General features: G+C 37.2%; 14 protein-coding genes. 4 read left to right on the forward strand and 10 right to left on the reverse strand.

Annotation, left to right across the window (positions count from 1 at the left end; genetic code table 11):
• Positions 1 to 2: 2 nt before the first annotated feature.
• The 5 genes from ACTNEP_RS14200 to ACTNEP_RS14220 form a co-directional block, all read right to left on the reverse strand.
• Positions 3 to 1,001 (reverse strand): substrate-binding domain-containing protein, encoded by a 999-nt coding sequence (locus tag ACTNEP_RS14200; protein WP_441162684.1) that lies wholly within the window; start codon positions 999 to 1,001, stop codon positions 3 to 5.
• 403 nt (positions 1,002 to 1,404) lie between these two features.
• Positions 1,405 to 2,232, reverse strand: a complete 828-nt coding sequence (locus ACTNEP_RS14205) for a putative RNA methyltransferase (protein ID WP_441162685.1) — start codon at positions 2,230 to 2,232, stop codon at positions 1,405 to 1,407.
• 212 nt (positions 2,233 to 2,444) lie between these two features.
• Positions 2,445 to 3,431, reverse strand: a complete 987-nt coding sequence (locus tag ACTNEP_RS14210; protein WP_441162686.1) for a ring-cleaving dioxygenase — start codon at positions 3,429 to 3,431, stop codon at positions 2,445 to 2,447.
• A 175-nt stretch (positions 3,432 to 3,606) separates the two neighbouring features.
• The gene (nadE, locus tag ACTNEP_RS14215; RefSeq protein WP_441162687.1) at positions 3,607 to 4,437 is read right to left on the reverse strand and encodes an ammonia-dependent NAD(+) synthetase; all 831 of its coding nucleotides are present in this window, start codon (positions 4,435 to 4,437) and stop codon (positions 3,607 to 3,609) included.
• Between the two features lie 19 nt (positions 4,438 to 4,456).
• Complete coding sequence (locus ACTNEP_RS14220; RefSeq protein WP_441162688.1) at positions 4,457 to 5,914, reverse strand: nicotinate phosphoribosyltransferase; 1,458 nt, start codon at positions 5,912 to 5,914, stop codon at positions 4,457 to 4,459.
• Positions 5,915 to 6,404: 490 nt separating this feature from the next.
• On the opposite strand from ACTNEP_RS14220, the gene ACTNEP_RS14225 reads away from it, so the two are divergent.
• Positions 6,405 to 7,577, forward strand: a complete 1,173-nt coding sequence (locus tag ACTNEP_RS14225; RefSeq protein ID WP_441162689.1) for a TraB/GumN family protein — start codon at positions 6,405 to 6,407, stop codon at positions 7,575 to 7,577.
• A 702-nt stretch (positions 7,578 to 8,279) separates the two neighbouring features.
• Positions 8,280 to 9,155 carry a CAP domain-containing protein gene (locus ACTNEP_RS14230; protein WP_441162690.1) on the forward strand — a complete coding sequence of 292 codons (876 nt, stop codon included), beginning with the start codon at positions 8,280 to 8,282 and terminating at the stop codon, positions 9,153 to 9,155.
• A gap of 224 nt (positions 9,156 to 9,379) precedes the next feature.
• On the opposite strand, the gene ACTNEP_RS14235 is transcribed toward ACTNEP_RS14230, so the two are convergent.
• Genes ACTNEP_RS14235 through ACTNEP_RS14250 form a run of 4 tightly spaced genes read right to left on the reverse strand, consistent with a single transcriptional unit; the run spans position 9,380 to position 11,959 of the window.
• A complete protein-coding gene (locus tag ACTNEP_RS14235) occupies positions 9,380 to 10,258 on the reverse strand; it encodes an ATP-binding cassette domain-containing protein (RefSeq protein WP_441162691.1) in 879 nt (292 codons plus the stop codon).
• Positions 10,255 to 10,656, reverse strand: a complete 402-nt coding sequence (locus tag ACTNEP_RS14240; protein ID WP_441162692.1) for a GntR family transcriptional regulator — start codon at positions 10,654 to 10,656, stop codon at positions 10,255 to 10,257. The genes ACTNEP_RS14235 and ACTNEP_RS14240 overlap by 4 nt, the downstream gene beginning before the upstream one ends.
• Positions 10,657 to 10,672: 16 nt before the next feature.
• Entirely contained in the window at positions 10,673 to 11,449 is a 777-nt protein-coding gene (locus ACTNEP_RS14245; protein WP_441162693.1) for a hypothetical protein, read from the reverse strand.
• Between the two features lie 18 nt (positions 11,450 to 11,467).
• On the reverse strand, positions 11,468 to 11,959 hold the full coding sequence (locus ACTNEP_RS14250) for a small multi-drug export protein (protein WP_441162694.1): 492 nt from the start codon (positions 11,957 to 11,959) through the stop codon (positions 11,468 to 11,470).
• A gap of 220 nt (positions 11,960 to 12,179) precedes the next feature.
• Here ACTNEP_RS14250 and ACTNEP_RS14255 point away from each other — a divergent pair, with 220 nt between their 5' ends.
• Positions 12,180 to 12,650 (forward strand): DUF2243 domain-containing protein, encoded by a 471-nt coding sequence (locus tag ACTNEP_RS14255; protein ID WP_441162695.1) that lies wholly within the window; start codon positions 12,180 to 12,182, stop codon positions 12,648 to 12,650.
• Positions 12,643 to 13,437, forward strand: coding sequence for a cytochrome c oxidase assembly protein (locus ACTNEP_RS14260; protein WP_441162696.1), 795 nt, complete (start codon positions 12,643 to 12,645; stop codon positions 13,435 to 13,437). Before ACTNEP_RS14255 ends, ACTNEP_RS14260 begins: the two co-directional genes overlap by 8 nt.
• Before the next feature lie 157 nt (positions 13,438 to 13,594).
• On the opposite strand, the gene ACTNEP_RS14265 is transcribed toward ACTNEP_RS14260, so the two are convergent.
• Positions 13,595 to 14,998, reverse strand: coding sequence for a sugar porter family MFS transporter (locus ACTNEP_RS14265; protein WP_441162697.1), 1,404 nt, complete (start codon positions 14,996 to 14,998; stop codon positions 13,595 to 13,597).
• Positions 14,999 to 15,003: the final 5 nt, after the last annotated feature.

A 15,003-nucleotide genomic window follows, 5' to 3' on the forward strand; every position in this document is an offset into this window, starting at 1 on the left:
CTTTAATCAGCAGAGTAATAATCAGTAACATTGTCTTTTGTTACCACCTTAATACCTGTATCCACATATCGTGGTAAATTGGTTTCTCCTTCTAAGTCACCTGCTAAATTATGTTGAAGGTGAAAGAGAAACAGTAATGACCAATACCCCATTTCCCAGGTACCCTGTGCCATTGTTGCTGATATCACTCCTTCCTCAATCATATCCAACGTTCCCTTATCTGTATCAAAGCTAATGATATGGAGTTCCCCTTTCTTCTGTTGATCTAATACGGCTTTAGCAATTCCAACACCACCGTTTGCCTCAGACGCAAAAATACCTTCCATATCTGGGTAAGTCCTCATTAACTCTTCAGAAGCTTCCTTAGAAATCATCTGATCACCACGGCCATCTTTAATATCAACTACTGTCATATCAGGGTACTCCTCCTCAATTGTTTCCTGAAAGCCTTGTGTCCGTTCTTGGTGATTGAGTTGATTCGGATGGGTTATTATTCCCACTTTACCTGATTTGTTCAATAAATCTGCCATTTTGTGCGCTGCCGTAACACCTGCATAATAATTATCCGTTCCTAAAAAAGCATATGCTTTACTATCCGGTGCATCGGCGTCAAACATTACTACGGGAATTCCGGCATCAACCGCTTGATTAATTACTGGATTTAATGCTTCTGGATCCATAGTTGAAACAGCAATTCCCGAAGGATTTTTTGCAATTACTTGTTCCAGGACAGTTATCTCTTCATTCACATCATATTGTGCTGCTCCACGATATTCTACCGTCACATTAAGCGCCTCTGCTGCATCCTCGAAGCCTTTTAACGGCCGTTTCCAATAATCAATACCAGCCTGAAAGGTCACCATCACATATGTTTCATCAATCGTACCGATCAATTCATGTTCAGACCATTCATTACTGGTCGTTTCATTCGTTTGATATTGGTAGACATATAATACAAACAGTCCAATTAATACAATGTATACAATCAACAGCTTTTTCATTTGTAACCCCTTTCATTTTTTGACTAAGGTTTTTCAGAGTGAAGGACAAGGTGGTATATCCGTTGCTCTCTGTCCCACATTCCATTGTACGAAAATTATCTAAAAATAATACTGCACAGAAGACAAATGTGAGATCTCTCAACTTGCACATAAGTTTTTGAAAAAAATCTCCTTTTTGAGTAAGTATAATAAAAGCACCCTATGCAGGCAATCTTATGTATGCAACCTACATAGGGTATTTATGCTGACTTCTCCTATTTTCCTTTTCGCCTCGAAAGAGCAGGTTCTTCAAAAGAAGAGCATGCTGCCAGTATAGCAATAGCTTGATACTTTCATGTTGCTAATTGATAATGCAGGAGTATTATACTACATTTATAAAATCGACGGTAACATTTCCATTACTTTACTTATGAGCTATCATAATATCCAGGTCAATTGTAACGGAATCAAGCGATTGTTTCCTCTCTTTTTCCCATGTTAACGGCGTCATCTTCCACAGTTCTCCAACAACGTCCTCAGGTACTTCCCATTGATATTGGCTAGTACGAATTTCGATGTTCTCGAAATGCCGTTTAAAATGATCGATCACTTTAGTATTCGAGTATGGTTGTTGTTCCTCTTTCATAATCTGTGCTCGTATCTCTTTTAAATAGCCACTGTTAGGTATTACTTTTATGAGGTAGCCGTCTGTATGTAAAAGTCTTTTAAATTCTTGATAATTTGCAGGAGATAATATATTTAATAGCACATCAAATTGACCAGATTGAAAGGGACTTTTGGCTAAGTCCGCAACCGTCCAAATTAGTCCTGGGTGATATTTAGCAGCTGTTATAATCCCATCCTTCGCAATATCCATCCCAATACCAGTCGTAGTATGATTAGCTTGCTGCGTTATTTTTTGTAAATGCGATCCTTCTCCACATCCTAGATCAAGGATATGTACATGACGTTGTTCCAGTGAATCAATTATTTCAGCAATATGTTGATGTAATTTATCATACATACCGCTCTGGATAACTTTATATCTCGCTTCGAAAAGCTGTTTATTATATTCTCTTGGCGATGACTTTGTATAAAAGTTGACATAACCTTTTTTCGCTAAATCAAATTGGTGTTGGGATTCACAAATAACGGATGTTTCCTTTACGCTTATATCTTCTTTACAAATTGGGCAACAAAAAAGGGATTTATTCTGTTCCAACAGTTGTGCTGCTTGCTCGATTTTCCTCATAATTGCACTCCACTTTTTCTTTTCATCATATCTTGCACAGTTATTGATTGCAAATTCACTATTTACTTGTTAAGACCCTAAGTAAATAGAAAAAGGCTTGTAGAGGAATACAAGCCTTTTTCTTTATTCAGATATGTTTGCCTGTTACTATCAAACCCTGCTTAGGGACGCTTCGACAATAGGGCGCTAATAATAACGGTAAGGAATTCATATTAATCTAAGTATTCCTTCTCCATCTTCTTCGTACTTCTTACGGTATCAATATGACGAACCATTCCTTCGATTTCATCTCGTTTATCTTCTAGAAATGGTGGCAACGATAATTTCTCTCCCAATGTTTCGTACGGTTCGTCACCCATAAATCCTGGTCCATCTGTTGCTAATTCAAACAAAATCTGCGGTGCCACTCTCGTATATAATGATTTGAAGAAAAAGCGATCAACATAACCCGATGTCTGAAAACCAAAGCGACGGTAATGTTCATCCCATTGGTGTAACGTATCAAGGTCTTCAATTCGAAAAGCAGCATGATGGACCGTACCATACCCTTGGCGAGCGATTGGCAGTACTACGTTTTCTTCCACAATTACTTGTGCACCATTTCCACCCTCGCCAACTTCGAATAAATGATAGGATCCGTCCTGATCCATTTCGGTAAACAGCATAACCTTTTCCATTACTTGCTTAAAATATTTAAAATCTTGGATCCTTATAAAAATCGGGCCTAAACCGGTTATCGCATATTCTAATGGAATCGGACCATCCTGCCACGGAGTCCCAGAAGCAACTCCTTCATTATGTTCGTCTGAAATCAATTGGTATTGTTGATCATCAAAATCAACAAAATTAATTACTTTTTTCCCAAATTGTTCCTTGATTCCATCATGTTTCACCTCTAAACGATCAAACCGCTTCACCCAATAATTGAGGGCAGCATCAGTCGGGACACGAAAGGCTGTACGGTAAATTTCATTCGTACCATGTGAGCCCTTAGGAATTCCTGGAAAATCAAAGAAGGTCATATCTGTACCAGGACTACCTTTATCATCTGCAAAAAACAGGTGGTATGTTTGGATGTCATCCTGATTAACAGTTTTCTTTATTAATCTCATTCCTAATACATAGGTAAAAAATTTATAGTTCTCTTCTGCACTGCTTGTTATAGCTGTTACGTGATGGATACCTTTTAATTCGTTCATATAAAATCATCTCCTGTAAGTAGCTAGCTATTTGTTTCGAATTCGAGATAAATATAACAAAAACATCAGCAATAATCAATTATAAATACTTTTGTTATTTTAGGATAACATGTATTTCTTATACTCTGTATCTCAAAGCATTCTATTCATCAAAAAGATGATGACACCAAGGTCATCATCTCTTCCACCAATCATCAAACACAGTTACAGGTTCCTCTCGCTTATGACGTGTTTTTACAAACCAGTTTTCAATTGTTTCTGCCTCCTTATCGGAGACTTGTTTTCCTTCTAAATAGTCATCAATCGCATCATACGAAACACCTAGTGCTTCTTCATCCGGTAATTGCGGGCGATCACTTTCTAAATCTGCGGTTGGTGCTTTTTGATATAGATGTTCCGGACACCCTAGCATTTTAAGAATCAATTTTCCTTGACGCTTGTTTAAACGGTATAAAGGTAAAATATCGGCTGCTCCATCACCATACTTGGTAAAGAAACCCGTAACCGCTTCTGCAGCATGATCAGTACCTACAACCACACCATTACATGCAGCAGCAATATCATATTGCACCTTCATTCGTTCACGAGCTTTTGTATTCCCTTTGACAAACTCACTAATTTCACCGATTTCTTGCGCAACCGCAGCCTCACTGGCATCAACAGCAGCTTTTATATTAACTCGAACAACCCGACTCGGTTTAATAAAATCTAACGCCAACAGACAATCCTCTTCATCTGCTTGTTCCCCATACGGTAAACGTACCGCGATAAATTCATATTTATTTTCACCTAATTCGTCATTTAACTCATTTATCGCTGTTTGACAGATGTATCCTGCTAACGTTGAATCTTGACCACCGGAAATCCCTAATACTGCGCTTCTCAGAAAAGAATGCTTCACTAAATATCCTTTAACAAAATCTACACTACGACGGAATTCTTCTTGAGGGTCAATCTCCGGTTGTACTTTCAGTGTTTCAATAATCTCCTTCTGTAATAAATGCATCAATATGGTCCCCTTTCTATTATTCAACCTTCTGCTTTACTTTTGCCTTCACATCACGGATTAAATTCATTTTATTCTCCCAGCAAGCTTCACTTAAATCAACCGGGTACTCTTCCGGCTTCATGGTCCGTTTGTATTCTTCCCATAACAGTTCCATATTGCTAATCGTATAGTTCTGGACCTCTTCCAATGAGGGACTTTGATACTTAATTTCTCCATCCACCACGACATCTTCATGTAGATTGACAGCTGTAAAATTGGTAACAAACTTACTAATATAGGTATGCACTGGATGGAACATCTTCAAACGTTTTTCTGCTTGTGGATTCTCATCCTCTAATGCGATATAATCCCCTTCTGAGCGCCCATTCTCATTATTAATGATTCGATAAACTTTTTTGCTTCCTGGTGTTGTAACTTTTTCTGGATTAGCTGAAATCTTGATTGTGTCGACCATTTTTCCATTTTCTTCAATAGCCACTAATTTATATACACCGCCTAATGCTGCTTGATCATAAGCAGTAATTAGCTTTGTCCCAATTCCATAAATATCAATTTTTGCACCCTGAGCTTGTAGGTTTAAAATTGTATATTCATCTAAATCGTTGGAAGCAATAATTTTTGCATCAGGAAAACCGGCATCATCCAACATTTTTCTCGCTTTCTTCGATAAATAGGCCATATCCCCACTATCTAAACGAATGCCTTGAAAATTAATTTTTTCTCCAAACTCTTTCGCCACACGGATAGCATTCGGGACACCAGAACGCAATGTATCATATGTATCAACAAGAAAGACACAGTTTTTATGTGTACTAGCATATTTTTTAAATGCGGTATAATCATCTCGATAAGCTTGTACCATCGCATGTGCGTGGGTTCCGGCGATCGGTATTCCAAAAAGCTTCCCAGCCCGAACATTACTTGTCGCTGAAAAACCACCAATATACGCCGCTCTTGTTCCCCAGATGGCTGCATCCATCTCATGTGCTCGTCTCGTTCCAAATTCCATCACTGTACTATCACCGACAACATATTTAATTCGGGCAGCTTTCGTAGCTATTAATGTTTGGTAATTCACAATGTTAAGTAAGGGTGTTTCAATTAACTGTGCTTCTGCCAGTGGAGCTTCAATCCGCATTAACGGTTCATTAGCAAAAACCACTTCCCCTTCCTTCATCGAGCGTATCGTACCTGAAAATTTCATGTTCCGAAGATAATTTAGAAAGTCCTCTTCGTATCCGCCAATTTCTTTTAAATAGCTTAAATCACTTTCCGTAAATCCAAAATTCTCAATAAAATCTAACACACGATCTAATCCGGCAAAAACAGCATATCCGTTGTCAAAAGGAAGCTTACGAAAATATAGTTCAAAGATTGCCTTCTGATTTGCTTTCCCATCACGCCAGTAAGTTTCTGCCATATTGACTTGATATAGGTCAGTATGCAGCATCAAGCTATCGTCTTCATATGTCATCGTTGTTCTCCTCCAAATCCAGTTAATTATGCCTTCAAAGTATGTTCAATCCTTCACTCTTATATGCAACAGATCCAAAAGTTGGAAGGGGTTTATTCCCATCGGTATGATACTCTAACCATAGTTTAAACTTTAAAAACGCTTCTGTAAAAAAGAATACTTATATCCATTACAACTTTATCGTATATGGTTTGTCCTCAACCACTATATTGCTGTACCAACCTATTTAACTGTTAATTATAACAAAACAATGGGCAAATGTCAGAAAAATTTAACAAAAGGGTCCTATCTGGTATGATGGAGAAAATAAGTCAAATGACTGAAGTAAATGGCGAGATGGAGATAGGGTTTCTCTGTTAAAGTTGCAACTAATAGGAAGGAAAACAACGCTTTGATAATTTATCTACAATGTTAGTATGTTTTTTACTAATAATCCGCTATACTAGTAATAGTTATTGAGTAGTTATTTCATAAAAGGTAGGAATCGTGAATGTCGGAACAAAATGAAAATATTACGAGAATCGAACTAGACGGAAAAGAATACATATTAATTGGAACAGCTCACGTATCTAAGCAAAGCGCAGAGCAGGTTAAACAGGTGATTGAACAGGAGCAGCCTGATGCTATCTGTGTAGAATTGGACAAGCAACGTTATGAGTCGATCGTTAACGGAAACTCTTGGCGTGATATGGATATATTCCAAGTAATTAAAGAGAAGAAAGCAACTTTATTACTAATGAATCTTGCTATCTCCTCTTTTCAGAAACGAATGGCAAAACAGTTCGGAATCAAGCCTGGACAGGAGATGATTCAGGGAATTGAGTCTGCCGATGAACTAGGTGCTGAATTAGTATTAGCAGACCGAAATATCCAGATCACCTTTGCACGAATATGGCGTAGCATTGGCATTAAAGGCAAAATGATGCTTTTGACACAAGTATTAGGTGGGGTGTTCTCTAAAGAATCCATTTCAGAAGAAGAACTAGAAAAAATGAAAACACAAGACTCGATTGACAGTGTACTTAGGGAATTCTCAGAAGCTTTCCCACGGTTAAAGAAACCATTAATTGATGAGCGAGACCAATATTTAGCACAGAAAATTAAAAAAGCACCTGGAAAGAAAATTGTAGCGGTCTTAGGAGCAGCTCATGTTCCGGGAATCACTCGAGAAATTCAAAAAGAACAGGATTTGAATAAATTAACCAAACTCCCTCCAAAATCAAAAGCACCTAAGATTATCGGCTGGTCAATCCCCTTTATTGTTATTGCGTTGATCGCATATACCTTTTGGGCTAATCCTGTAGCAGGTTGGCAGCAAGTAATGAGCTGGTTAATTTGGAATGGCGGCTTTTCCGCATTAGGGGTAGCTTTAGCATTTGGGCATCCTTTAGCCATTCTAACTGCATTAGTAGCTGCACCAATTACTTCACTGAACCCATTAATAGCTGCTGGTTGGTTTGCAGGTTTTGTTCAAGCCTTAGTAAAGAAGCCACATGTATCCGACTTTGAGGCATTATCGGACGATGTTCACACTGTAAAAGGGTTCTGGCAGAATAAGGTTACCAGAATACTTCTCATTATTGTGTTTGCCAATCTCGGTAGTACGCTAGGTACCATTATTGCTGGTACAGATATTGTAAGGCTATTTATTAACAATTTATAAATAGCCTCCTATCATCCATTTATACTATCTTTTATAGGAAAAAAGGACTTTTCTTAGTGAAAAGTCCAATTTTTTCACTAAATTTAGAACATATGTTCGATTTTGTGGTATACTATAGACAACCCTCTCGTTAGAGAAAGGGGGTGGCGAATATGGAAGTGGCACTGACCATTATTGCTTTAGTTGTTAGTTTCGCGGTTGCTTGCGTAAATCTAACGACGGCGATAATCAACTTTAAAAGGCATAAGAAAAAGGACCATCGCTCTGCCAAGCGACGATCCGATTAAAAGCCACACGAGTGTGAGGATTATTCCTCGCACTCACTCCATATTCTATTTTTATTATACAAGAATTATGTATGGTATGTAAACGAATTTCAATTGGATTCTTTTTATTTTCATTTCCGCTACTACTATCTCCTAACACTCTTTACCGCTTCTTATCAACCTTTTCGAAATTTGTCATATATGCAATAAATAAGTAACAAATTGTTATATTTCCCTTGTTTCACAAACTTGTCAATAGCACATTTAGATTATTTTTTTCTAGTATTGCCATTTTTTTCTTATTTGCATTTTTATAAAATGGCTTGATTAAACCATTTAAATTTCTATCAAAACATTTGTAAATATATACCAAAATTATTACAAAATTCTCATGCTATGATAAATGCGTACTAAAAAACAAGGAGTGAATTACTTTATGGTAAAGAAATTATCGATGACGCTTCTATTAATTGGAGCATTTGTCATGACAACAGGATTTTCATCAAATTCTACATTATCTGCCAAACATCATGTTGTGCAGAGTAATGGTATGCAATTTGTCGCTGCAGAAAAATTCTCCGAATCTACTATTCAGGAGTTAATAGATAAATGTTTAGGTAATATTCAAGTGGAGAAAGAGCCTGAAAAGAACAACAACGAAAAAGAAAAAGAACAACCAAAACAGGAAGAACCATCTACTGAAGAAACAGAAACTAATGAAGAACAAGAGCAACCTGAACAAGAAAACAAGGATGAAAACGAAGCAGCTGAGGACACAGAACAAACAAATACTAACGAAAACGAAGAACAAGTAGAAGAACCAGTTGAACAGGAAGAGACAGAAACTGAAGAATCTACTAACGAAAATAATTCACAAGAACAGACAGAAGAACAAGCAAATGAACAAGCTGAAGAAACTACTCAAGCTTCTGATATTAATGAATTTGAAGAACAAGTGGTTGCTTTAACAAATGAGGAACGTCAAAAGCATGGTCTATCAGATCTTGAAATTGATACAGAGCTAAGCAAAGTAGCTAGACAGAAATCAGAGGATATGGCAACAAATGGATATTTCAGCCATAACAGTCCAACATATGGATCTCCTTTTGATATGATTCAGCAATCAGGAATCAGTTACCGTACTGCAGGTGAAAATATCGCAAAAGGTCAGCGTTCACCTGAAGAAGTTGTAAATGCTTGGATGAACAGTGATGGCCACCGCGCAAACATTCTAAATGAAAACTTTACACACATCGGTGTTGGCTATGTAGAACAAGGAAATCACTGGACACAGCAATTTATCGGCAAATAACCTGAACTTCTATGCTTTTCTTCTTTAGATGCAGGTAATTGACGAGAGAAACCACCAAGGGATCATGATCCCTTGGTGGTTTTTTATGCTTTTTTTTTGCTAAAAAGCATCCCTACTATATAGAAAACAGCTCCATTGGATAACGAATTATTCCACCAAGTAAAATTATCTTAAGAAATGCTCAGAAAATCGATTTGGTTTATATCAAAAATATGTGTGCCCGTTTAAGGACGCACATTTCTTGTTTGCAAAATATATTCCATTATCTCATGAAGTTCAAGCCGTTTTACGTGAGTAATCGTGACCTCTTTCCTAGCCAATTCTTTTTCTAGTTCTAGCAATTGATTCGTCACCATTTGGGGTGGTTCTTCCTCTATCAACAACACCCTTGCATCGTTTTTTAAATCAGATGGCAAGTGGGACAACCATATTCTTGCCCATCGATGTTGCACCTCATCCTTTTCAAACATACCTTTTATTTCACCATTATCTAACAGGCAAATGTAATCACATAGTTGCTTGACTTCTTCCTGCATATGAGTAGCGATAATAATTGTATGGTCATCCTGTTCCATAAACTTTAATAAGTCCTCTCTCATGCGTTGCTGAGAAATGATATCTACATTAACTGTCGGCTCATCTAGTAGTAATAGCTTCGGATGATGAGCTATGGCTAAAATAAGCTCTATCTTTTTTCTTGTACCATCCGAACAATGAGCGATTTTCTCATCTCTATTTATGTCATATCTATTGATCAATCTTTCGTAATATGCTTGATCCCAATTGGTGTACCATCGACCCACAAGCTCTGCCAGCTCATCAACTGTTAATTGGTTAAAAGCCTCATACAACCTGCTTCCAGCATATCCAATATGATCTTTAACCTGCACTTCATGCTCATTGACATCCATTCCGAAAAGTGTGACGTTGCCATTCAGCGGCTGACGTAGTCTCATAATTGTTTGGAATAATGTACTTTTTCCAGAGCCATTCGGTCCTATAATAGCGACTACCGTACCTTCCATTATTTTCAGATCAAGGGGGCCCAACTTAAAATTTTTATATTTTTTTTCAAGCGATTGTATGTCAACGACTGGATTCATTTTCGCTCTTCTCCTTTCTCTAAGTCATCAAAGACTTTATCACTTATCTCCTGTAGCTGCTTAAGCGAATAACCCAACAATTTACTTTCCTTTATCGCTTTTTTAATAGTTGAATAAACGATCTCCTCTTTGATTTCGATCTGAGTATTCGGTTCTAAAGATTTTACAAAAGTCCCTTTTCCTTGGACCGTTTCAATAAAACCACTATTCTCCAGGTTTTGGTAAGCTCTTCTAGTTGTAATGACACTACAATTCAGATCATGTGATAGTACTCGAATGGAAGGAAGTGCAGTACCTGCGTGTAGCTGCCCACTTACAATTAATCTTTTAATTTGTAGTTCAATCTGATAGTAAATAGGCTCCTTACTATCTTCTGATACTACGATCGGTAACTTCATCACTTTCACCTTCCATTTACAGATAGTTTCTTTGAGCGAGTCTTTTATTTAATAATTTTGCGATTATTAGAACTACCAATATACTACAGATAAGGGAAACTATCGCTGGAGTAACAGGATATTTTGAAATAAGCAAGATGGTCGCTTCTACCACACCCACTCCCCAGATTAGATAGAGAAGTAGCAGCAAAATGATTAAGCACACCGCATTGATAAAGGAATAAATATATAACACTTTTCCATTTGTACCAGATTCTACATACATATTCAGACTACCTAATACTAAAGCATAACCAACCCAAAATAATATGAAAAAGAAAAAATGATCATATCCAAAATAATCAAAAAAGGTAGCTGGTATAGCGAGAAAAATCGTTAAATAAAATGCTATCGTAAATAATAAAAATACGGAAAGCATAAAGAAGATTCGACTAGCTGTTAACGTTTTGGTCGAAACAGGTAATATACGGTAAACAGCTAATCTCTTACTAAACGGGTCTTCTTTCATTGTTCGGAAACTTATATATGGTCCCCACATAAACAATGCTGAAAAGGAAGGGGTAAGACCGAGAAAAATGAAGTCAGTAATCATGCTATCTATATAGAATGTTCGATTCTCAAAGGTAATTCTATTTGCATAAATCTCTGAACTGTCAAATATGTTGAGAACCATTGAATAAATGGTGGGAGTAGCTAAAAATGCAATAAAAATCGTAACAAGCAAAGTGAGGATAACACCTGGCACTTGCAGCTTTAGTTCTTTCGTTGCTATCCACCAAGAATCTTTCCACATACCATTTTCCGCCCTTCATTATTGCTCTTCAAAAAATTGTTCGATAAACGGATTTTCTACATTCATAAATTCAAATCCTAATGCTGCTAGTATTCCCAATAATAAACTCCAACCAACAACACTTATCGTTATCCATATTGTTACCTGTTTCTTTGTACCTCCAAAAACTAAACTTAAAAATGCACTGAGATGACTACCAATCAAGAATGGTCCGATTAATGTTAACCCTGGAAGGCCATATTTTTTCCAAAGTTGTTCGGCTCTCGCTGTCCTTTTTCCTGATTTCCCTGCTTCCTCATTCTTTTTCTTTCTCCATTGCTTTATTTTGTTAATGAATACAATAACAAAATATACGGTTAAAAGGTTACCCAATACTGCCAATATAAAGGTCGGCACAATAGATAAGCCTGCCACGACAGCAATTGGGGTAAGAAAAATAGCCTCAACAAATGGTAAAGCTGCCAGCAAAAACACAAGAATATACGCCCAAATAAATTCCATGAATTCCATTTTATCACCTCTAATTGTTATAGTGTTTATATCTATATATACAGTATAACAATTTTTTATTTCAAGTCAAGGGGAACTGATCTATTTTGATCTAGCGTATAAAAATACTGGTGCATACTTCCCTTTACCTAAGGGTATACATTGTTTACATGAAGTTGATTATATTGCGCATGGTAAGGTTAAGCTGATAAAGAAATTTCTATATGAAAGGATATGGATGATGAAGAACACAACTGAAGATTCACCTAGCAATATCAATTATCCAAGCCGTAATGTATGGTCTGGTATTTTATTTGGACTTGGTCTCGTTGCCTTTCTTGATGAAGCACTTTTTCACCAACTGTTACATTGGCATCATTTTTATGATAGATCTACGACAAATATTGGCTTAATATCCGATGGTTTATTTCATGCTTTTAGCTGGTTTGCTACTATTGCCGGTTTATTTATATTTGCAGATTTACGGCGTCGCAATGGCTTAATGGTGAGGAAATGGTGGGGTGGTGTTTTACTAGGTGGTGGTGTCTTTCAATTATATGATGGAATTATTCAGCACAAAATAATGCGTATCCATCAAATCCGGTATGTTGAAAATGTCATTGTCTATGATATAGTATGGAACACTATTGCACTGCTAATGATGATTATCGGCATCATCATGATTAGAAAAGGGGGAAGTAAACGTGCATGAACATAGCCAGCACGGACTCCATATATTGTCGGAATATATCCTACTTTTCCCTTTTTTAGTTGGATTGATGGTGTATTTAGTAGCGATGGTGATATCTTACTTTAAACAAAGACCTTGGCCAGTCTATCGGGTATTATGTTGGGTGACCGGTAATGCCTTTGCAATCATGTCCGTTGCTGGGCCATTAGCAGAGCGTGCCCATACAGATTTTATCGTCCACATGTTGGTTCACTTATTTCTAGGAATGATCGCTCCACTACTGATGGTTTTAGCTTCGCCTGTCACACTTATCCTTCGAGCATTACCTGTCCAGCATGCAAAACTTTTGACTCGGTTGCTAAGAGGTAGATTTATTCAAATCATCTCCGATCCTGTGATTGCAACCATCCTCAATATTGGTGGTTTATGGCTTTTATATACAACTAATTTATTCATAGCCATGCATGAGAACATGGTTTTATATATAATCATTCATCTTCATATTTTCTTAGCTGGCTACGTATTTACACTATCAATAATTTATATAGAACCGACACCACATCGGACAAGCTATCTCTATCGTTCAATCGTGGTAGTGCTCGCTCTAGCAGGTCATGGTATTCTCGCTAAATATATTTACGCTAATCCGCCAACCGGAGTTTCTTCTTATGAAGCGGAAATTGGAGGTATGCTCATGTATTATGGAGGAGATCTTGTGGATGTAGTGATCATTTTCATACTTTGCTGGCAATGGTACAAACAAACCCGGCCCAGAGTAACGATGAACATCCCATCTGCTCAGCGTTAGCTCAATTAACAATATATCGTGGATACCTATTATAGAAAAATTCATCGTAATTAACTCTAGATCGCTGTCACTTTAGTGGATTTTCTCTTTTTATCAAAAAGCTGACCTAGGATACCCTATATCCTTAGGTCAGCTTTTAATGTTATTCTAAAAAATACTATGCCAATTCTTCTTGCACTTTTTCCTCTTTTTTCAATTGTTCTTTTGATTTCCACAATTGACCGATCTCTTCTAATGTTTTGTTCTTCGTTTCCGGAACGATTGTCATAACGAAGGTAAAGCAGATAACGTTAATAACAGCGAACATCCAGAAAGTGAAGGCACTTCCCATGTTGTTAATGAGTACTGGTGTGAATTGACCGATTGCCCAGTTAGCACCCCATAAGAAGATAGTAGCAATCCCTACTGCCTTAGCGCGCAAATGGTTTGGGAATATTTCTGGAATCATAATCCAAGGAATTGGTCCCATCGAAATACAGAAGGAAGCAGTAAAACCGGCAATTAATATAATCAATAGTACACCTGCATTTGCTGGTTCAAAAAAGAATACACTTCCGATTAGTAGCATAAATAGCGCCATTAAACTTGAGCCAATTGCCATCAATTTCTTTCTACCAAGCTTATCTATTAAGAAAATTGCTAAAATCGTAAAGACAACTTGCACACTACCAATAATACTTGTTGCTAGAAATTCTGTATTGTTCTCAAAACCTACACTACGGAAAATATCCGGACCATAGTAAGTTACTGCGTTCATTCCGATAACCTGATTAAATAATGCAAGGAAGATCCCTACACCCATCGCCATTCTTAATCCCGGCTTCACAAGCTCTTTAACCGAACTGCTTTGTTCTACTTCAATAGAAGCTTTGATTTCCTTCGCTTCTTTATTCGCAACTTCTTCACCATTGATTCGTTTTAAAATATGAAACGCTTCCTTGTCTTGCCCTTTTTGGATAAGGTATCTTGGACTCTCAGGAATAAAGAATAGCAGGAATAAGAAAATGATCCCTGGAATAGTTCCATAACCTAACATCCAGCGCCAGCCAATTTCTAAACCCCATTCATACGTGCCACTATTTGCTACAAAGTAGTTAATATAAAAAGTAGCACAAATACCTAAAATAGTGAACAACTGATACATTGAACCTAAGCGTCCACGAATTGCTGGTGGTGCACACTCACTAATATAGGTTACCGATAAAGCGGATGCAAAACCGATCCCAAGGCCACCTAAAATACGTGCTAATACCAATGTAGTTACATCTATCGCAAAGGCTGAACCTAATGCGGAAATGATAAAAAAGATAGCTGATACCATCAATAACTTTTTACGACCCCAACGGTCACTTAAAAAGCCAGACAATGCAACCCCTGTTACACCACCAATCATGACACATGAGATAACCCAGCCTTCCATTGCTGGACTTAAATCATATAATTCCTGTAAATATCCGATCGCACCGGAAATAACAGCGGTATCAAAACCATATAGAAGACCTGCCATACCGGCAGCTGATGCTATTAATATAACATACCAAAGTGAATGTTTCTTTTTCATGATAA

Source organism: Gracilibacillus sp. HCP3S3_G5_2 (genome assembly GCF_052063305.1).
Classification (GTDB): Bacteria; Bacillota; Bacilli; order Bacillales; family Amphibacillaceae; genus Gracilibacillus.